The sequence below is a fragment of the Arthrobacter sp. 05L417 genome, assembly GCF_056397865.1.
This window is the reverse complement of record NZ_JBFTOG010000021.1, coordinates 63399-82028: the sequence shown is the minus strand read 5'-3', so window position 1 is coordinate 82028 and position 18630 is coordinate 63399. Positions and strand designations below refer to the sequence as shown.

The window sequence follows — 18630 nt, the reverse complement described above, 5'->3', positions numbered from 1 at the left end:
GCAGGCAACGGCAAGCAACACTCGACACCTGCTACGCCCGCAACCCCCACCGATACCGCAACAAACCCACCGCGCCGGGAGCACCCCCCACCGCCGGGATCAACAACAAACAAACCACCCCGCTGTCACAAACAGCTTGATAGATACCGAAAAAGCCGGACATATGTGAGCGAGCGTCCTGAAAAAGCCGGACATATGTGAGCGAGCGTCAGTGGGTGCCCTTAGGTCGGTGGGTGCCCTTAGAGGGAGGGCTGGACCCCGAAGGCCACCGCGAGCTTCATGATCTTTTCGGCGCGCCCGAGGCGCGGGAGATCGGAGCCGTCGCGGATGACCCTGCCGTTGGCTTCGAAGTCGTTCATGAAGTCGGTGGCCCAGGCGACGTCGGACGGCGTGGGGCTGATGACCTCGTTGATGACTGTGGTCTGGTCAATGGCCAGGCAGAGCTTGCCTGTCATTCCCATGGTCACCGTGATGCCGGTCTGCTCGCGCAGGATCGGGTGGTTGGTGCCGACGGTTGGGCCGTCGATGGGGCCCGGCAGGTTGCCCACGCGGCTGGCGACGACAAGCTTGGCACGCGGGTAGGCCATCGCTTCAGGGGTAGCGGCCATGCCGGTGTCCCGGCGGAAGTCGCCCGAGCCGAAGGCCAGGCGGAAGGCGCCCTGGGCGCGGGCAATGTGGTTGGCTTCCTCGATGCCGAGGGCCGACTCCACGAGTGCGACCACCGGGGTCTTGCCGTCCATGCGGTGGAACGATTCGGTGACCTGGTCAGCGGACTCAGTCTTGGCCAGCATGACGCCCAACAGGCCCTGCGTGCCACGAAGACCGGCGAGGTCATCGGCCCAGAACGGGCTTGTTGCGTCGTTGATGCGGACCCAGGCCTGGCCACCAGCGGTCAGCCAGTTGATGACGTTGTCGCGTGCGATGTCCTTCTGGGACGGGTCCACGGCGTCTTCGATGTCAAGGATGATGGCGTCCGCGCGCGATGAGGCCGACTGGTCGAAAAGCTCCGTCTTCATGGCGTTCACGAGGAGCCAGGAGCGGGCAATGTCTGCGGGAATTCTGCGGGTGGACCGAATCGACTCGGCGGCGGTGCTAGACGTCATGTATCTACCGTATCCGCCCAGCCGCCAGGAACGCTAAGAATCTGGCGCCGGTGTGAGCATCAATACGAACAAAACGATTGTGACAGGGACCCCACAGCAACTAACTCGCAGTAGTTGCCGTTATGAGCCGTCAAAACGACAACAACTGCGAGTCAGTTGGGTTTCGCGCGCTTTGGGGAGCCCGGAGCGCAACCCAACTCAACCCAACGACGCCGGGCGAAACCCTGCGACACGGAGCGAATTGTGTCCTTGCATTGCCCGGAGTTGCGCTGGGATTTCGCCGGATTTCCCCCGGTTTCCCGGCATTTCCGGGGGTTACTGCCGGGCTTCCCCTGACCAGTGGACATGCGCTTACATCGTTCCCACGGCAGTTCGGTCTACCCCGGAACAGAGCCGGACCAACGAATTCCACACCCCCAGAAAGTAGCTCCCATGAAACTGCACCAGCCCCTGCTAGGCGTCGCGGCCGCCGTCGTACTTGCGCTGACGGTGACCGGCTGCGGCGGCAATGCCCAAGCGGGAGACCAGCCAGCCGGTCAACCGGAGGTCAAGGAACTCCGCTACCAAGGCTCGGCCAACAACGTCGGCCTCCCGGAACTGGCGGCGGACCTCGGTTACCTGGGTGACATCAAACTCAACTGGGTAGGCAACACCACCAGCGGCCCCCAGGACATCCAGTCGGCGGCCACCAACCAGACCGACTTCGGCGGTGCGTTCGCCGGGGCAGTCGTGAAGCTGATTGAGGCAGGGGCTCCGGTGACCGCCGTCGTGAATTACTACGGCGAAGACGCCAAGACTTTCAACGGCTTCTACGTCAAGGCGGACAGCCCCATCAAAACCGCGAGAGACCTCATCGGTAAGAAGATCGCAGTCAACACCCTGGGTGCCCATTCCGAAGCCGTCATCAACACGTACCTCAGCAAGAACGGCCTCAGCCAGGACGAAATCAAGCAAGTACAGCTGGTAGTGCTCGCGCCCAACGACACCGAAGAAGCCGTGCGCCGGGGCCAGGTGGATGTCGGAAGCCTGGGCGGGGTCCTGCAGGACCATGCCGTTGCGACCGGTGGACTGCGCTCGCTCTTCAACGACTATGAACTCTTCGGCACCTTTGCCGGTGGACAATACGTGCTCCGCAATGACTTCATCGAAAAGAACCCCAACACGGCCCGGATCTTCGCTACCGGCGTGGCCAAGGCCATCAAGTGGGAGACCGAAACGCCGCGCGACCAGGTGATCGCCCGCTTCAAGAAGATCATCGACGCCCGCGGACGCAATGAGAGCACCGCGAACCTGCAGTACTGGAAGAGCCCCGGCGTCCCCGACAACGGCGTGATCAAGGACGAGGACTTCACCCGCTGGTCCGCGTGGCTGAAGAACTCGGGGATCGTCAAGAGCGATCTCACACCGTCGAAGTACTACACGAACAAATTCAACGATCTCGCATCAAGCACCCCAACCCCAAGCACCGCGAAGGGATAGTGATGACCGCCAAAATCAGCCTCCGCAATGTCACCAAGCAATTCACCGTCCGCCCCGGCAAGGCCTCCAAGGGCGCCAGGCGCTTCCAGGCATCCCAGCCAGGCCCGAAAGAGCCCACCACACTGACCGCCCTTGACTCCTTGAACCTCGACGTGCGCGACGGCGAGTTCCTCACCTTGGTGGGGCCCAGCGGTTCCGGCAAGACCACCTTGCTGGACCTCCTGGCTGGCCTGTCCACGCCCACCTCCGGCGAGGTATTGGTGGACGGCCAGCCAGTGACGGGACCTGGAAAGGACCGTGCCGTGGTTTTCCAGCAGTACGCGCTCTTCCCCTGGCGCACGGCATCGGCCAACGTGTCGATCGGGCTCGAAGGCAGGGGCACCGACGGGCGCAAGCTCAACCGCCGCGAACGCGCCGCCAAGGCAAGCGAATACCTCAAACTGGTGGGCTTGGCTGGCTTCGAGGACCGTTTCCCGCATGAGCTTTCGGGCGGCATGAAACAGCGAGTGGCCATTGCCCGGAGCCTCGCCTACGAGCCCGATGTGCTCCTCATGGACGAACCCTTCGCCGCATTGGACGCCCAGACGCGTGAACAACTCCAGGACGAACTCCTGCGGATCTGGCGGGCGACGGGCAAGACGATCGTGTTCATCACGCACGGGATCGACGAGGCCGTGTACCTGGGGCAGCGCGTCGCCGTCTTGAGCGCGCGCCCGGGTCGCCTCAAGGAAATCGTGGACGTGGACATCCCGGACCGCGACGGCGAGGACGACATCCGTTCGCACCCCGCCTTCGTCGAACAACGGCACAAGGTCTGGACCTTGCTGCACGACGAAGTCCGCCTGGCCCAGGACGCCGGGCACCGCAAGATCCTGCCGGACGGCACCGCCCCGGATGAAGTCCCGGGGGCAACTCTCGAAAGGAGCGCAGCCTGATGACCACAACACTCGCGCAACAGCCCGCGGCGAGCGCCGCGCCCAAGCCAGCTTCCGCCGTCGGGCACTCCAGTCCCGTCGAGACGGGGCGTCGGAGCACGACGGCGACACTCGCCTTCGTGCGGACAACAGCCGCCCGCGCCGGTTCCGGCCTGTGGAAGGCCGCAGGGATCATCGCCTTCCTGGCTCTTTGGGAACTCGGGCCGACCTATCTGGCCAGCCCCTCAACCCGGGTATTCCTGCCGCCTTTGCACGTGGTCCTGGCAGCGTGGGGGAAGCTGTTCGAATCCGGCACCATCCAGGCAAATTTGGCCGCGAGCCTCACCCGTTCGGTGTCGGGATTCGGGGCGGCCCTCGTAGCTGGCGTAACCCTCGGATTGCTGATCGCGTGGTACCAACGGCTCAATTCGGTGCTGAACCCGCTCCTGGAACTGTTCCGCAACACAGCCGCGCTTGCCCTGCTGCCTGTCTTCACGCTGCTGCTCGGGATCGGAGAGGAGTCCAAGATCAGCATCGTGGCCTACGCGGCGTTCTTTCCGGTCCTGCTCAACACGATCGCCGGTGTGAAGACGGTGGACCCGCTGCTCATCCGGGCCGCGAAGTCGCTCGGCCTCTCGAGCCTTTCGCTGTTCCGCAAAGTGATCCTGCCTTCCGCGGTGCCCACCATCTTCACGGGAATCCGCATGGCCGGCACAGCGTCCATCCTGGTGTTGATCGCCGCGGAGATGGTGGGTGCGAAGGCGGGGCTCGGTTATTTGATCGTGAATGCCCAGAGCAGTTTCCTCATCCCGGACATGTACGCCGGCATCCTCACGGTGTCCCTTTTGGGCCTTGCCGTGAATTTCCTCCTCGTCGCCTTGGAGCGGCATTTCTCCCGCTGGCGGACCGCCGTCGGGTCCGGGTCCTGACCGTCAATCCATCCATCCAGTAAGTCACAACAGAAAAGGAACAAAAATGTCCATCATTACCGAAACCAAACTCGAATTCGCCAAGCTCGGATCCAGGATCGGCGCCGAAATCCGCGGCTTCGACCTCAGCGGCGATCTCTCCGCGGAAACCGTGGGGCAGATCCGGGCCGCGCTCAACGAACACAAGGCCCTCGTTTTCAGGGAGGCCAACATTCTCAGCGACGAGGCCCAGGTGAAATTCGCCAGCCATTTCGGCCCGCTCACCACTGCGCACCCGACCGTGGCCTCCGTGGAGGGCGAAGAGAACGTCCTGCCCGTGGACAGCGAGAACGGTTCCGCCAACAATTGGCACACCGACGTCACGTTCGTGGTCAACCCGCCGCAGGCTTCCACCCTGCGCAGCATCGATCTGCCGTCCTATGGAGGCGAAACCCTGATTGCTTCTTCGGCGGGAGCGTACGCAGACTTGCCGGACGAGCTCCGGAACTTCGCGGACACGCTCTGGGCGATCCACACCAACGACTACGACTACTCGGTGCCGAAGAACCTGGAACATGAGAACGCCGACGAGCGGCGCAAGGAATTCACCCGCATCAAGTTCGAAACCGCCCACCCCGTGGTGCGTGTCCATCCCCTGACCGGCGAGCGCGGATTGTTCATTGGGGGCTTCGCGCAGCGCCTTCGGATCGTGGGGCTGTCCAACACCGAGTCGAAGGACATCATCCGTTTGCTGCAGGCCTATGTCACCCGTCCGGAAAACGTGGTGCGCGTGAACTGGGAGCCGAACCAGTTGGTGCTCTTCGACAACCGCATCACCCAGCACTACGCCCCGGACAACTACGACGGCCAGCCGCGCAAGCTCAACCGAGTAACTATCGCCGGCGACATCCCGGTGGGCGTGGACGGCAAGCCGAGCCAATCGATCCAGGGTGATTCAAGCACCTATTCAGTTGTCGCGCCGCTGTAGTAGCACGCATGTGTTGTTGTAGCTGCCTTAGCCCAACTGACTCGCAGTTAATGTCGTTCTGAGCCCTCAAAACGACAACAACTGCGAGTCAGTTGGGCTTAACGCGCCTTAGGGGAGCTTGCTGCCCCGCGCAGCCACCCACAGGCCATACCACTCGGCCCGCGTCATGGCTGCGGCAATGGCGGCCGCATCCGCGCAGGCAGCGATCCGCGCGGGGTTGGAACTGCCGAGCACCGGGGAAATACGCGCGGGATGCTTCATGAGCCACCCCAACAACACGGCCTCGGGAGTGACACCTTTTGCTTCCGCGAGCTGTGCGACCAGAGCGGCAGTCGCAATGTCCGCGGCAGTGGGTGCATCCGGCGTCGAGCCCGTGTACCGGCCCTGCGCGAGGGAGCCGTAGGCCTGCAACTCAATCCCCTGGCTGACGCAGTGTTCCAAGGTGCCGTGCGGGAAACTGTAGCCGAGGGCATCGTCATGGTTGACCAGCACAGTGCTCTCAAGCCAAGCCCGACGGTGCAGGCTCATTTCCAGCTGGTTGGCCACGATCGGCACCTCCAGCTGGTCCTGCAGGAAGGCGATCTGCGCGCCGGACATGTTGGACACGCCCAATTGCCGCACCTTGCCTTCCGCCATGAGCTGCCCGACGGCGGTCGCCACCTCGGCGGGTTCCATCAGGGGGTCGGGGCGGTGGAGCAGCAGCACGTCGACGTAGTCGGTCTTCAGCCGTTCCAGGCTTCCATTGACCCGGTCCAGGATGGCGTCCTTGCTGAGGTCGTAGTGTCCGTCGACTCCGCGCTGGCCGAGCCGGATTCCGCACTTGGTCTGGAGCTGGATCTTTTCCCGCAGCTCTGGCGTCCCGGCGAGGACTTCGCCGAACACAGCCTCGGACTTGCCGTTGCGGTAGATGTCGGCGTGGTCGAACAAGGTAACGCCGATACCCATGGCGGCCTCGATCGCAGCCGCGGCCTGTTCGATCTCCACAGCCCCGTATTCGCTGCCCTCCCACGGGCCTCCGAGGCCCATGCATCCATAGATGAGCCGGCCCGCGGCTGTTTCACTCTTTGCTGTCATTTTCCAACTCTTTCACATGAAACTGGCCCGCAGTTGTTGTCGTTTACGGGCTTCAAAACGACATTAACTGCGGGCCAGTTGGGTCAGGGGTAGGGCAGGGGCAGGGCCTAGACGATCCAGGCCGTCGTGTTCGCCGGGAGCTTGCCGCCGTCGAGCGGTGCGCTGCTCACGACGACGGTGCCTTCCGGAAGTGCCACCGGCTCGGTGCCGAAGTTCGTCACCGATTGCCAGCCGTTGGGCCGCGCGAAGTGCAGCACCGACTCGTTGCTGGAGGGGATCCACTCAAGATCCTCGGCCGCCCGCAGTTCCGAGCGCAGTTCCAGGGCCTTGCGGTACAGCTCCAGAGTGGAACCGGGAACGTTGTCCTGGGCCTCCACTGCGTAGCCCGCGAACCATTCGGGCTGCGGCAAGTGGGCATGTCCATCGCCGAAGCCGAACGACGAACCTTCGCTGGTCCACGGCAGCGGGACACGGCAACCGTCACGGCCGACGTCGACTCCCGGGTTGCGGAAGAACGCCGGGTCCTGGCGCTGGCCGTCCACGATGTCGCCGACTTCCTGCAGGCCAAGTTCTTCGCCTTGGTACAGGTATGCAGAACCGGGCAGGGCGAACATCAGCAGCGACGCGGCGCGGGCACGGCGCAAGCCGAGCTCGGCGTCGACGTCGGCGGCCAAACCGCCGTCGAGCAGCCATTGCTTGCCGTCCTGGCCCAAGCCATCCCGGCCGCCGCCCGCGGGCAAGCCGTAGCGGGTGGCGTGCCGAACGACGTCGTGGTTGGAGAAGACCCACGTGGACGAAGCACCGGAGGCCGCAGCCTCGCCGAGGTTCTTGGTGATGATCGTGCGGAACTGCCCGGCGTCAAAATCGGCCTGGAGGAGGTCGAAGTTGAAGGCCTGGCCCAGTCCTTCGGGGCTGGCGTAGCGGGCGCGGCGGTCCGCGTGGACCCAGGCTTCGGCGACGGCCGTCCGGGGCGGGTTGTACTCGTTGAAGACCTTGCGCCACTCGGCGTAGATCTCGTGCACCTCGTCGCGGTCCCAGAACGGGTGCGCGCCCAAAGCGTTTTCGCCTTCCTTGGGCAACTCGGTCTTGGAGGGCAGAACCTCCGGCAGGTCCTTCGTGAGGGCATGGGCGACGTCGATGCGGAAGCCGTCCACGCCACGATCGGACCAGAAGCGCAGGGTCTTCAGGAAGTCTTCGCGGACCTCGGGGTTGTCCCAGTTGAAGTCCGGCTGCTCCTTGGTGAAGATGTGCATGTACCACTGTCCGGGGGTGCCGTCCGGTTCGGTGATGCGCTCCCAGGCCGGGCCGCCGAAGATCGAGTCCCAGTCGGCCGGGGGCAGTTCGCCGTTCTCGCCCAGGCCGTCGCGGAAGATGTAGCGTTCACGGGCAGCCGAGCCCTTCGGGGAAGCCAGCGCCTCCTTGAACCATTCGTGCCGGTCCGAGGAGTGGTTCGGGACAATGTCCGCGATCAACTTGATGCCTGCAGCGTGCAGGGCGGCCGCCATCTCATCGAAGTCTGCAAGGGTGCCCAGCTTGGGGTCCACGTTGCGGTAGTCATCGACGTCGTAGCCACCGTCAGCAAGGGCCGAGGGGTAGAACGGGCTCAACCAGACGGCGTCAATGCCGAGGGACTTCAAGTACGGAACCTTGGCGGTAATGCCCTTGATGTCGCCCAGTCCGTCGCCGTTCGCATCGGAGAAGCTGCGCGGGTAGATCTGGTAGACAGCCGCTTGGCGCCACCAGTTGGGATCGGCCATGCGCTCGGAGTCGGTGTGAGTTGCCATGGTGGCGGTGGAGGACAAAGGGAATCCTGTTCTGTGTCGACGCTTCGATGGATGGGACTTTTATTTAGAATCTAAATTTAGTACCTCAAGTATTATGTGACGCATACCTACAGGAGGTCAACAGGGATGCCCGAAATCGCGACTGCCACTCCACAGATGCTGCGCCGGGTCAATGCGGCCAGCGTGCTCGCAGTCATCCGTTCCTCCGACGCAGTGACCGTCTCGGAGCTGATGGAAGCCACTGGACTGACCCGTGCCACCACCATTTCGGTGTGCGAAGACCTCATGGCCCGGGGCTGGATCCGCGAACTGGAAAACCAGCGCGACTTCGGCACGTACCAGAAGGGCCGTCCCGCCCGGCGCTTCGAGCTCGACGAAAGCGCCGGCTGCGTCGTGGGGATCGACGTCGGCGTCCTCAAGACCACCGTGGTGGTGGCCGATCTGCGCGGTTCAACCATTGGACGGGCCAGCGAGCCATTCCGCGGCAGGGAGATCGAAGCGGAGGAACGGATCCGTGTTATCAGCCAAACCGCGCTTCTCGCCCTCGATGCTGCCGGAGTGGTACCGGACAAAGTCCTTGCGGTGACGGTCGGGCTTGCCGCCCCGGTGGGCCGCGACGGAAACATCCTCGTCAGCCAGCCGTTTTGGAGCCTGTTCGACGTCGGGCTGAAGAAGGCCCTGCACGATCTGCACGGATGGGCGGTAATGCTGGAGAACGATGCCAACTTGGCGGCGTTGGGCGAATGTTGGCGCGGCGCCGGCGGCGGCGTCCAGGACCTAGCCGTACTCCTGGCCGGTGAGCGTTTCGGTGCGGGCCTGGTGGAATCCGGCAGGCTGCTGCACGGCACTGCGGGGGGCGCGGGCGAAATGGCCTACCTGGACATGGTGGAAGGTGTGGGCTCTCCCGACGGCCTCGCCGCGCTCGCCAGGTTGTGGGCAGCGGAGGCCCTGGCGGGAGAGTCGAAAACGACGCTGCGCACGGCGGCGGCGCCGGGCCGCGAGGTCTCCGCACAACACGTCTTCGCCGCTGCTGCCCAGGGTGACAAGGTGGCGCTGGGTATCCTGGACCGGCTTTCGGACCGGCTGGCCCGGGTGGTCTCCACGTTGGCCATCCTGCTCAACCCGGAGCTTGTGGTGATCGGCGGCGCGGTGGCAGATTCGGCGTCGGCCCTCCTTGAGCCGACCGCGCGGAAGCTGGCTACCTACACCGCAACTCCCCCGCGATTGGCAGCGTCACCGCTGGGCGATGCGATTGTGGGCATCGGCGCGGTGCGCCACGCACTGGACCACGTGGAGAAGAACTCCTTGGATCTCGTGTTGCGGCGCGCCTAGGCCTTCGGCGTCTCGTCCGCCGGTTCCCGCGGTTGCCGGCGGCTATTCCGGCATCGCCATCGTGCGGAGGTCCAACTGGCGCAGGACCCGGTCGGCGACCTCAGGATCAGTGCCAGGCTCGCTCCGCGCAGCGACCACTTCCTGGCGGGCGGCGTCGAGGGCGATGGTCTGGACCGCGATCGCCAACTCCCGGCCGCGCTGGCGCTTTTCGGCGTCCGACTCGTTCTTCAAGGTCCCGTCAAGCAGCTCGGCATGCAGGCGGGTCATCTTTTCCTTGACGAGGGCCACCTTGTCCGCCGGCAACTCCTTCATCAGATCGTGTTCCTTGAGCGCGGAGATAGCGGCGGTCTGGGCGCGCTTGGCCAGGAGGCGCGCAGCGTCCTTTTCGTGCGAGCCGTCTTCGGATGCCTTGAGCACGCGCATGAGCCAGGGAAGGGTCAGCCCCGGCAGCACCAGGGTGGCGAGCAGTACGGCGCAGGCGGTGACCAGGATCTCGTGCCGGGCAGGGAAGTCGCTGCCGTCCGCAATAGTAAGCGGAAGGGCCAAGGCGAGTGCGAGAGTCGCGAGGCCGCGCATGCCGCACCAGGTCAGGATCAGGACTTCCTTGGGAGAAGTCGGCTGCAGCAGGTTCTTCCGCTTGCGGGCCGAGATCGCCAAAAGCCCGAGCCAAGCGAAGCGGACAACAAATACCAGCACGCAGACCACCGCCGCCGTGCCGATCATGCCAAAAATGGCTGCACCTTCGTCCCGGATCACATGCCGGATCTCCAGCCCGACCAACCCGAACGCCAGGCCCGTGGCGAGGAGTTCCACCACGTCCCAGAAGGCCGTGCGGGTCACGCGCTCGGCGGCGTCCTGGGACCGCGCGTGCCGCTGTGTCTCAAGCGCGGTGACGACGACGGCGATCACCCCCGAAGCGTGCAGTTCTTCGGCCAGGATGTATGCAGCGAAGGGAATCACCAGGGTCACGGCACTTCGGGCCACCATGGAGGTGACGAGCTTGGTGATCAGCCTTGTCAACCAGCCCATCGCGATGCCGACAATGACGGCGAGGGCCGCGCCGATGACGAATTGGAGCACGACGCCGGCGCCCAGCTTGGTGCCGGCGACCGTGGCCGCCACCGCGGCCTGGAAGATCACGATCGCGGCGGCATCGTTGAACAAGCCTTCGCTCTGCAGCACAGTGATGAGCCTGCGGGGCATGTGGACGCGGCCTGCGACGGATTCAACCGCCACGGGGTCCGGCGGAGCCACCATGGCACCCAGTGCAATTGCCGCCGGAATGCCGATTCCTGGAATCATGAGCCACGCGGCTCCGGCAACGGCCGCCGTTGAGACCACAACGAGCGCTACAGCCATGAGCACAAGCGTCCGCCACCGGACCCGGAACACAGCCCAGGAACTCTTCTGGGCGGTCGCAAAGAGCAACGGCGGGAGGAAGATCGGCAGGATCAGTTCAGGCGCGAGCTCAAAGTCCGGGAACCCCGGGATGAAGGTCATCGCCGCAGCCAGCAACAGCATCAGCACCGGGTACGGGAGCCGCAAGCGGTCCCCCAAACCCACGGCCAAGACCGTTGCAAGCAGCAATCCAACAATGAGTGCCAACTGGTCCATGTTCCCGAATTCCCCATACTCCCGTGGGCCCACGCCGCCAGGGTTCCCTGGCCGAGCTCGCGAGGCGAGGGTGGCGGTGGGGACTAGTAGCGGCAGCGTCCCGGGCATATACCGCCGGGACTAGCCCTACCAACATATCCCGGCCGGGCGCGGCCCCGGCCCGGTTTGATGCAGCTATGACGCCGTGAGGGCCTCCACCACAGGCACCGACCCGTCCCTGAACTCGATGGTGCGGCGGATAGTCTCGGGCAGTTCCAGGACGGCGGCAGCCACCAAGGCAACATTGGCCCGCGAAGTTTCCGTCCCGGTACCCGGGTCCGCGGGGCTTACCTCAATGAGCGCAGACCCCGGATTGCTGGTCAGTGCGCCCGGGCCGAGAATCGTCCAGTCGAGATCGGTTGCACGCAGGTACTCGTCAGCCGCGGCTTTGGCTTCCGCGTAGGCGTAGAAGCTGTTGCCTTCGGGAACGCCGTGGCTGGGTCCGGCACCGAAGTAGGACACCATCACATAGCGGGCAACGCCCGTTTGCGCCGCTGCATCCATCGAGCGGATGGCAGCGTCCCTGTCCACGGCATACGTACGTTGCGGATTGCCTCCGCCTGCGCCGGCGGACCACACCAAAGCGTTGTGGCCGTCGAGCGCAGAGGCGATCTCCGCCGTCGTCGAATTCTCGACGTCGAGTACTACTGGGGCCGCGCCCGTCACTGTGACGTCGGGCGCGTGTTCCGGATTGCGGATGAACGAAGTGACCACGTGGCCCTCGTTGCTCAGAATGCGGGAAAGTTGCAAGGCCACCTTGCCGTGGCCGCCGATGATTGCGATTCGACTCATGGACCCATTCTGTCGCAGTGGTCAAGCCCTCCCCACGACGGTGGATACATTTCGAAAAGTAATCCCTCCGCATTTCCGGAACGCGTTGGCGAATTCGGCAATTCTTCGGATAAATATGACTTGCAATTACTAAGCAAGCTTAGTTTATGGACAATCATGTTCCCGCCCGCGGGCTGGAGGTCCCGGTTCTGTGGGCACCCTCCCGCCACCGAGGGAGACTTGCGAGTGTTTGGCGGACGGCTGGAAACAAAAGCAAGTGGCACCCACTCGTGTGGAGTGATTTCCATATTTCTACACTCAAATCACCTGCAGCAGGAAAAGGAATGCCTCGTTCATAAATCTCATTGATGGATTTATCCAAATAGCCGGGTTTCATCCCGGTGAAGGATTTTATCCGAAATGGGCGGAATTGAGGTCTTCCTCAGTGCTGCGCATTTAAGCAAAAGGGTCTCAACACGCGCCATCCCCTGCGCCTGCGTATCACTTCCAGGGCCAGCCAACCGACCGGTCCCAGAACGATGAATTACGGGGATCTGACATGTATCAGCAGGAGTACAGGCACAGCGGGATCGGCGGAGGCAGCGTCTTCGCCCTGATCTCCGCGGGGGGAAGGACACTCACCAGATACAAGGCATCAATAGCCACCTGGGCAATTGTGGCCGTGGTCGCCATTTCGGCGGTGACGATGCACAACTACGCACAAGTGCTCGCGCCGGCAGGGACGAGCACCGCAATCGCCCCGCGCGTCGGCTCGGGAGCCGGGATCTCCGCACCTTCGCCGGCCGCTGCCAGTCCGACGCCGGTTGAAAGTCCCGCCCCGGCAGCCACGCATGCGCCAGCACAGGCACAGCCGCCGGCCGCCGTCGTCCCGCCAGCGCCCGCTGCGGCGCCGGCCGCAGTCGCAGCTCCACCCGCTCCGGCTCCTGCGCCTGACGCCAACGCCTACACGGTGGTCAGCGGCGACACTGTTGGATCGATAGCCGCCAGGTTCGGCGTCGACGTCAACGCAATGCTGGCAGCCAACGGGCTCAGCGCATATTCCGTCATCGTGCCCGGCCAGGTGCTGAAGCTGACAGGACCGCCTGTTGCCGCACCCGCAGCCCCGGCAGACCCCCCGGCTCCCGCACCAGCCCCGGCTCCTGCGCCTGCTCCCGCCCCGGCTTCGGCGGTGCGGACAATCTACGTTGCGGGTTCAGGCGGCCAGGCCGCTGTGGACAGTTGCATCGGCCCGATCCACTTCACCCCCACGGACGCCTACTCGCTGTTCATTACCGAACATGATTTCTGCGGTGGATGGGCACGGTTCTCGGGCATCGGCGTCGGCGAGACGGTAAGCATCCCCGGTTACGGCACGTACACCGTGACAGCACGCGGCCAGGTGCCCCAAGGCGGGACCACCAACAACGTCGCAGCGGTCTTCGGCGGCTTTCCACGGGCGATACTGCAGACGTGCATCCCGGGCACCAACCAGATGCTGGTGATCGCACTGAACTAAGGCCGGTCCCAGCGGCGAGGCTTGTGGGCACGTCCATCCCGACCCTCTTTGAATCCGAGGAGGCCTCCCCCGCGGCGTGTCGCCGGCGTGTTGCACGGCATCGCTTTTCAAAGAAGGTCAGGACGGGAGGCCACCGGGCTCCCCACCAGGCCTCGCTCAATAACCTCGACTTTGGGAGACTGGATCAAGACCTGAGAACGGGGCGAACTTGGACGGACAACAATGGATCTGGGTTGCGACGGTGCTGGTCGTCGCCGCGATAGTAGCCATGGTCATGGCCTTTGGACGCCGGTGACAGTCACCGGTTGATCGCAAACGCGTCCCGGACCTGGCCCTTCTGGACAGGCGCACCGGCATCGCGGCTCGGTTGTGACAGCTCGGGGCGCAACAACTTCGTGTACTTCCGCTTCTTGTGCCACAGCACGAGCAGGTGGAATGAACACATCAGCACAACGGTGATGCCAACGAAGACCACAAGGTCAAAGAGATAGCGGCCAAAATCCACGAGCAGGGATGCCTTTCGGTCCGGACAACCACCTGATCGTAACTGGAGATAGCCCGCAGACGAAACGGTCCCGATACAGGGTGAACCTCAAGGAAACACTAAGAAAAGATCAAGATTCGCTTAAGACTCCGAGAAGCGCCGCCACCCGAGGATTGGGGGACACCCAAGTGGCGGCGCCTCTAAAAACTATCGGCAGCTCGCGGGCGCTCTCAGCTTTTCGGGAGGATCTTTACGAAATCTTTACGGAAAGTGCACAGCAGGCTTGCGGGTGGCGATCAGGACCAGGGGAAGACTTGGCTTGCCGGCGGAAGGGCGGCTTCTTCGATCGGCATCCGGATCGCCGCGGCCATTCCCGGAAACGAAAAAATCCCCGCCGTAGCGGGGATTTTCTTGGTAGCGGTGGGGAGGCTCGATCTCCCGACCTCACGATTATGAGTCGTGCGCTCTAACCAACTGAGCTACACCGCCACGAATGAGAAAAACCTGCGTCAAGCCGGTCAAAAACCGCCTTGACACAGGCCCTCATTCAGAGCCCCCCACCGGAATCGATCCGGTGACCTCGTTCTTACCAAGAACGCGCTCTACCACTGAGCTAGGGGGGCAACGAGTAAATACTCTACCGGACGATTTCTCAGGCAACAAATCGGCTGCGGGACAGGGAAAAACCGCGCCGACACAATTTGCACCCGCACCCGATCCTTGATCCAAAAAGGGGCTGAAACTAGGGCAGACGGAGTACTTGGCCCGGGTAGATGTGGTCCGGGTTGGGTACGGTATCTGTGTTCACGGCGATCAGGGCATCCAAGTCCACGCCGAACTGCATGGCGATGCCGCTCAGGGTATCGTCTGCCTCCACGACGACTTCGGTGACCTGCCCTGCGCTGGCGGCGGCAGCACCGGCGTCGGAGGCTACGGGGCCAGACGCTGCGAGAGCTTCCGCTTCCGCTGAAGGCTCCGGCCCGGACCTTTGGACCGTCTCCCCCGTTGACGCTTCAACGGCCTCCTGCGGGGTCTCCGAAGCCCGTTCAGCCGCCTTCTGCCCGGCCTTGTCGAAGCCGAGGTTCTTCTTCAACCCATCGAGGAATCCCATGAACCTAGCTTTCCACAGCCGTGCCTGCATCGTCCTCCCCATGTTTGGTCTGGGAAAGCGTTTACGACACGGCGAGTCCGTCATTCTTGAACCTCCGGGCCGGCAAACATGGGGAAAACGGTACAGCCGAGCGTGCTCCGAAGGTGGGCCGGCGTTAGACCCGGGTCACCGTTAAACAGCCAGAGGCCGGCTCGAAAGCCGGCCTCTGACGAGAATCCCAGGAACTAGTCCTGTTTACCACTTGCCCTTGCGGTTGAAATCGCGGTTGCCTGCGTCGCCGCCAGTGCGCGGCTTGCGAGCGCCGCGGTCGCCGTAGCTGCCCGTCCCGGTACCGGCACTGCTGCGCTCGCTGTAGGAACGGCCGCCGCGGTCAGCGGAAGAACGCTCGCCACCGGAGTAACCGCCACGGTCGCCTTCCGTCTTACGGAACTCCTTTTTGAAGCCACCGTTGCCCTTGAAGTTTCCGCCACGGTCTCCACCGGAGTAGCCACCGCGATCCCCGCCGCGGCTGCCACCGGAGTAACCGCCACGCTCGCCGCCGCGGTCAGAGGCCGGCTTGCGACCGTTGTCCAGCTCAAGGTGAATCAGCTCGCCGCCGATCCGGGTGCGGGAAAGGGCACGCAGTTGCTCGGGGCTCAGGTCCGCCGGGAGCTCCACCAGGGAGTGGTCCGAGCGGATGTCGATGCCGCCGATCTGTGCCGAGGAGATGCCGCCTTCGTTGGCAATGGCGCCAACGATCGAACCCGGCATGACGCGCTGACGGCGTCCGACGGCGATCCGGTAGGTGGCGTTGCCCTCGGTCAGGGCGCGGGTCGGGCCACGGGAACCGAAGCCGTCCTTGGAGCGCTCGCGCTTCTGGAATTCCGGTGCGGCTGGCAGTTCCTTGACCAGGAGCGGCTGGCCGCCCTGTGCCATGACTGCCAGTGCAGCTGCGATCTCCGAAGCCGGAACGTTGTGCTCTTCTTCGTAGGAGGAGATCAAGTCACGGAACGCTGCAACATCCTCGGACTCGAGGGTCTCCGTGATCTTGTCCGCGAACTTGCCCAAGCGCAAGGTGTTGACCGTCTCGGCGGTGGGCAGGTGCATCTGCTCAACCGGCTGGCGGGTGGCCTTCTCGATCGAACGCAGCAGGTACTTCTCCCGCGGCGTCATGAAGAGGATGGCGTCGCCGCTGCGGCCTGCACGGCCGGTACGGCCGATGCGGTGGACGTAGGACTCGGTGTCGTGCGGGATGTCGTAGTTGACCACGTGGCTGATGCGCTCAACGTCAAGGCCACGGGCCGCGACGTCGGTGGCGACCAGGATGTCGATGCGGCCTTCCTTCAGCGCGTCGACAGTCCGTTCGCGCTGCTGCTGCGGAATGTCACCGTTGATGGCGGCAGCCTGGAAGCCGCGGGACTTCAGCTTGTCAGCGAGGTCCTCGGTTGCCATCTTGGTGCGCACGAAGGCGATAACGCCGTCGAACTCTTCCACCTCGAGGATGCGGGTCAGCGCGTCGAGCTTGTGCGGGCCCATGACCTGCAGGTACCGCTGGCGGGTGTTGGCGCCGGTGGTGGTCTTGGACTTGACCGAGATCTCGGCAGGGTTGTTGAGGTACTGCTTGGACATGCGGCGGATCTGGCCCGGCATCGTGGCAGAGAACAGCGCAACCTGGCGGTCTTCCGGGGTCTGCTGGAAAATCTGCTCAACGTCCTCGGCGAAGCCCATGCGGAGCATCTCGTCGGCTTCGTCCAGGACGAGGTACTGCAGCTCGGACAGGTCCAGGGATCCCTTGGAGATGTGGTCGATGACGCGGCCCGGGGTACCGACAACAACCTGTGCACCGCGGCGCAGGCCAGCAAGCTGCGGGCCGTAGGCGGAGCCACCGTAAACGGGGAGGACCGTGAAGTCATCGATGTGCTTGGCGTACGAGGTGAAGGCCTCGGCAACCTGGAGTGCAAGCTCGCGGGTCGGAGCAAGAACCAGGGCCTGGGTCTTGCGGGACGGGCCGTTGAGGTCGTGGAGTTCGGCCAGGCGGGACAGTGCCGGTACTGCGAATGCTGCAGTCTTACCGGTACCGGTCTGGGCCAGGCCTACGACGTCGCGGCCTTCGAGCAACAGCGGAATGGTTGCTGCCTGGATGGGAGACGGCTTCTCGTAGCCGACGTCCTGCAGGGCCGCAAGGACGCGGGGGTCGATTCCGAGGTCGACGAAGCGGATGCCCTCTTCCTCGTCTTCGACGGGTGATTCGGCCTGAGCCGCAGCCGGGGCCGGGGCCTCAACGGAAGTCTCAGCGGGTGCCTCAACAGAGGCAGGAACCTCGGCGGGCGCCGCAGCCTCGATGAACTCAGCGGCGGGTGCGGTTTCGGCGACCTCGACGGCGGTCTCTGCTGCTTCGGCAGACTCGGCGGCGAAAGGGTCGTTCAGGTTTTCGGGCATAGGGGAAAGTTTCCTCATCCATAGGGGGCCAGTCGGCGCGGCCCGGTTGGGCTTGGCCGCAGTACACGTTGCGGGCAGAAGAACCAGGAGGCTCTGGTGCTCGCAAGAAGTCCGGCGCTGTCGCAATCCCATGGCAGGACTTCCCGCTGCATCTCTTGGCTGCTATCTCAGCAGTCTGTACAGCGTTTTCTTCGCCCGGCTCTCCCTATGAAACTGCCCACACACATTTGCGGGCCCCAACACTGACCAGTCCTGCCTCAAGAATTGGGCAGGAAAAAGGGATTTCCGGAGTGGGGGATATTTCAATTGTAGGGCACAGATTAGTCCCCTCGCGACATTACTGTCGACGGCGGCGGTGAGCTTGCGCACAAACGCGCCCTGAGCGCCCTCAAGACCGCCACCAGGACGGCCGTTCGAAGGCGGCCTTCAGGCGTCCACCCCGTTGCGGCGCATGAGCTTTTCGAAGGTGTCGTGGTAGTCGGACTGCAGGAGAACTTCTCCGTCCGCCTCGGCGTCGAGCAGCAATTGCATGTCATCGAGGTTGGGGTTGCTGAACCACTGCCCCACCGTAATGCCGTGTTTCGGCACAAACAGTTTGTGGATGTAGTCACCGGCCGAAATGGAGCCGGTCTTCACCACGCGCAGGTAGGTGCCGACCCGCCCTGCTTCCGTGAAGCGCTTGACCCACTGTGGTTCATTCATCCGGCGCTGGAACGTTGCGCACGGCACGCGCGGGGATGTGACTTCGACTTCGACGTCCAGGCCGATCTTCCACCGTTCTCCGATCACGGCGCCGCTGGTCTCGATGCCGGCAACGCGGAGGTTCTCCCCGAAGATCCCGGCGGGCATGTCCCGCTGGAGTTCATTCGCCCAGAAATCGGCATCGGCCTGGGAGTACGCGTAGAGCGCTTGGTCCTCGCCGCCGTGGTGGATCCGGCTAGCCTGGATGTCTCCGTGGATTCCGAGCTTGTGGACCTTCACCGGCCCGTCAACGGGGCGCTTGTCAATGGCCGTCACTCCTACCGACCCTTCGGGATCGGGCAGGAGCTCGTGTACCCGGCAAACAGCAAGCAACGATGCGGTATCCATGACTAC

General features: G+C 64.0%; 15 protein-coding genes and 2 tRNA genes. 6 read left to right on the top strand and 11 right to left on the bottom strand.

Going from position 1 to position 18630, the window contains the following annotated elements; all coding sequences use genetic code 11:
• Window positions 1–239: 239 nt before the first annotated feature.
• Window positions 240–1103: an HpcH/HpaI aldolase/citrate lyase family protein gene (locus tag AC1DJW_RS15790; protein WP_284755033.1), complete on the bottom strand. Its 864-nt coding sequence runs from the start codon at window positions 1101–1103 to the stop codon at window positions 240–242.
• Window positions 1104–1535: 432 nt separating this feature from the next.
• Here AC1DJW_RS15790 and AC1DJW_RS15785 point away from each other — a divergent pair, with 432 nt between their 5' ends.
• The 4 genes from AC1DJW_RS15785 to AC1DJW_RS15770 are packed head-to-tail and all read left to right on the top strand — an operon-like array spanning window position 1536 to window position 5392.
• Complete coding sequence (locus AC1DJW_RS15785; RefSeq protein WP_390278637.1) at window positions 1536–2582, top strand: ABC transporter substrate-binding protein; 1047 nt, start codon at window positions 1536–1538, stop codon at window positions 2580–2582.
• A 2-nt stretch (window positions 2583–2584) separates the two neighbouring features.
• A complete protein-coding gene (locus tag AC1DJW_RS15780; protein WP_390278635.1) occupies window positions 2585–3517 on the top strand; it encodes an ABC transporter ATP-binding protein in 933 nt (310 codons plus the stop codon).
• The gene (locus tag AC1DJW_RS15775; RefSeq protein WP_476901829.1) at window positions 3517–4425 is read left to right on the top strand and encodes an ABC transporter permease; all 909 of its coding nucleotides are present in this window, start codon (window positions 3517–3519) and stop codon (window positions 4423–4425) included. The genes AC1DJW_RS15780 and AC1DJW_RS15775 overlap by 1 nt, the downstream gene beginning before the upstream one ends.
• Before the next feature lie 46 nt (window positions 4426–4471).
• On the top strand, window positions 4472–5392 hold the full coding sequence (locus tag AC1DJW_RS15770; RefSeq protein ID WP_284755029.1) for a TauD/TfdA dioxygenase family protein: 921 nt from the start codon (window positions 4472–4474) through the stop codon (window positions 5390–5392).
• Between the two features lie 108 nt (window positions 5393–5500).
• On the opposite strand, the gene AC1DJW_RS15765 is transcribed toward AC1DJW_RS15770, so the two are convergent.
• Window positions 5501–6466 (bottom strand): aldo/keto reductase, encoded by a 966-nt coding sequence (locus tag AC1DJW_RS15765; protein WP_476901828.1) that lies wholly within the window; start codon window positions 6464–6466, stop codon window positions 5501–5503.
• Between the two features lie 107 nt (window positions 6467–6573).
• Window positions 6574–8268 (bottom strand): glycoside hydrolase family 13 protein, encoded by a 1695-nt coding sequence (locus AC1DJW_RS15760; protein WP_476901827.1) that lies wholly within the window; start codon window positions 8266–8268, stop codon window positions 6574–6576.
• 108 nt (window positions 8269–8376) lie between these two features.
• Between AC1DJW_RS15760 and AC1DJW_RS15755 the strand changes: the two genes are divergently transcribed.
• Window positions 8377–9582, top strand: a complete 1206-nt coding sequence (locus tag AC1DJW_RS15755; protein WP_476901826.1) for an ROK family transcriptional regulator — start codon at window positions 8377–8379, stop codon at window positions 9580–9582.
• 42 nt (window positions 9583–9624) lie between these two features.
• Here the strand turns inward: AC1DJW_RS15755 and AC1DJW_RS15750 are convergent, their stop codons facing one another.
• Complete coding sequence (locus AC1DJW_RS15750) at window positions 9625–11196, bottom strand: Na+/H+ antiporter (protein WP_390278624.1); 1572 nt, start codon at window positions 11194–11196, stop codon at window positions 9625–9627.
• A gap of 174 nt (window positions 11197–11370) precedes the next feature.
• A complete protein-coding gene (locus AC1DJW_RS15745; RefSeq protein ID WP_476901825.1) occupies window positions 11371–12027 on the bottom strand; it encodes an NAD(P)H-binding protein in 657 nt (218 codons plus the stop codon).
• A gap of 538 nt (window positions 12028–12565) precedes the next feature.
• On the opposite strand from AC1DJW_RS15745, the gene AC1DJW_RS15740 reads away from it, so the two are divergent.
• The gene (locus AC1DJW_RS15740; RefSeq protein ID WP_476901824.1) at window positions 12566–13522 is read left to right on the top strand and encodes a LysM peptidoglycan-binding domain-containing protein; all 957 of its coding nucleotides are present in this window, start codon (window positions 12566–12568) and stop codon (window positions 13520–13522) included.
• Between the two features lie 298 nt (window positions 13523–13820).
• Here AC1DJW_RS15740 and AC1DJW_RS15735 read toward each other — a convergent pair whose 3' ends face one another.
• The 6 genes from AC1DJW_RS15735 to AC1DJW_RS15710 form a co-directional block, all read right to left on the bottom strand.
• The gene (locus AC1DJW_RS15735; protein WP_390278618.1) at window positions 13821–14027 is read right to left on the bottom strand and encodes a hypothetical protein; all 207 of its coding nucleotides are present in this window, start codon (window positions 14025–14027) and stop codon (window positions 13821–13823) included.
• 391 nt (window positions 14028–14418) lie between these two features.
• Window positions 14419–14495 (bottom strand) — tRNA-Met (locus AC1DJW_RS15730).
• A gap of 62 nt (window positions 14496–14557) precedes the next feature.
• Window positions 14558–14629 (bottom strand) — tRNA-Thr (locus AC1DJW_RS15725).
• A 119-nt stretch (window positions 14630–14748) separates the two neighbouring features.
• A complete protein-coding gene (locus tag AC1DJW_RS15720; RefSeq protein ID WP_476901823.1) occupies window positions 14749–15117 on the bottom strand; it encodes a LysM peptidoglycan-binding domain-containing protein in 369 nt (122 codons plus the stop codon).
• A 234-nt stretch (window positions 15118–15351) separates the two neighbouring features.
• Entirely contained in the window at window positions 15352–17535 is a 2184-nt protein-coding gene (locus AC1DJW_RS15715; RefSeq protein WP_284753352.1) for a DEAD/DEAH box helicase, read from the bottom strand.
• A gap of 426 nt (window positions 17536–17961) precedes the next feature.
• Window positions 17962–18624 carry an MOSC domain-containing protein gene (locus AC1DJW_RS15710; protein WP_284753351.1) on the bottom strand — a complete coding sequence of 221 codons (663 nt, stop codon included), beginning with the start codon at window positions 18622–18624 and terminating at the stop codon, window positions 17962–17964.
• Between the last annotated feature and the right edge of the window lie 6 nt (window positions 18625–18630).

Bases quoted from the DNA above. Each gene is read 5' to 3' on its own strand.
- AC1DJW_RS15790 (WP_284755033.1), bottom strand. From the start codon at position 1,103: ATGACGTCTAGCACCGCCGCCGAGTCGATTCGGTCCACCCGCAGAATT.
- AC1DJW_RS15785 (WP_390278637.1), top strand. From the start codon at position 1,536: ATGAAACTGCACCAGCCCCTGCTAGGCGTCGCGGCCGCCGTCGTACTT.
- AC1DJW_RS15780 (WP_390278635.1), top strand. From the start codon at position 2,585: ATGACCGCCAAAATCAGCCTCCGCAATGTCACCAAGCAATTCACCGTC.
- AC1DJW_RS15775 (WP_476901829.1), top strand. From the start codon at position 3,517: ATGACCACAACACTCGCGCAACAGCCCGCGGCGAGCGCCGCGCCCAAG.
- AC1DJW_RS15770 (WP_284755029.1), top strand. From the start codon at position 4,472: ATGTCCATCATTACCGAAACCAAACTCGAATTCGCCAAGCTCGGATCC.
- AC1DJW_RS15765 (WP_476901828.1), bottom strand. From the start codon at position 6,466: ATGACAGCAAAGAGTGAAACAGCCGCGGGCCGGCTCATCTATGGATGC.
- AC1DJW_RS15755 (WP_476901826.1), top strand. From the start codon at position 8,377: ATGCCCGAAATCGCGACTGCCACTCCACAGATGCTGCGCCGGGTCAAT.
- AC1DJW_RS15750 (WP_390278624.1), bottom strand. From the start codon at position 11,196: ATGGACCAGTTGGCACTCATTGTTGGATTGCTGCTTGCAACGGTCTTG.
- AC1DJW_RS15745 (WP_476901825.1), bottom strand. From the start codon at position 12,027: ATGAGTCGAATCGCAATCATCGGCGGCCACGGCAAGGTGGCCTTGCAA.
- AC1DJW_RS15740 (WP_476901824.1), top strand. From the start codon at position 12,566: ATGTATCAGCAGGAGTACAGGCACAGCGGGATCGGCGGAGGCAGCGTC.
- AC1DJW_RS15720 (WP_476901823.1), bottom strand. From the start codon at position 15,117: ATGGGATTCCTCGATGGGTTGAAGAAGAACCTCGGCTTCGACAAGGCC.
- AC1DJW_RS15715 (WP_284753352.1), bottom strand. From the start codon at position 17,535: ATGCCCGAAAACCTGAACGACCCTTTCGCCGCCGAGTCTGCCGAAGCA.
- AC1DJW_RS15710 (WP_284753351.1), bottom strand. From the start codon at position 18,624: ATGGATACCGCATCGTTGCTTGCTGTTTGCCGGGTACACGAGCTCCTG.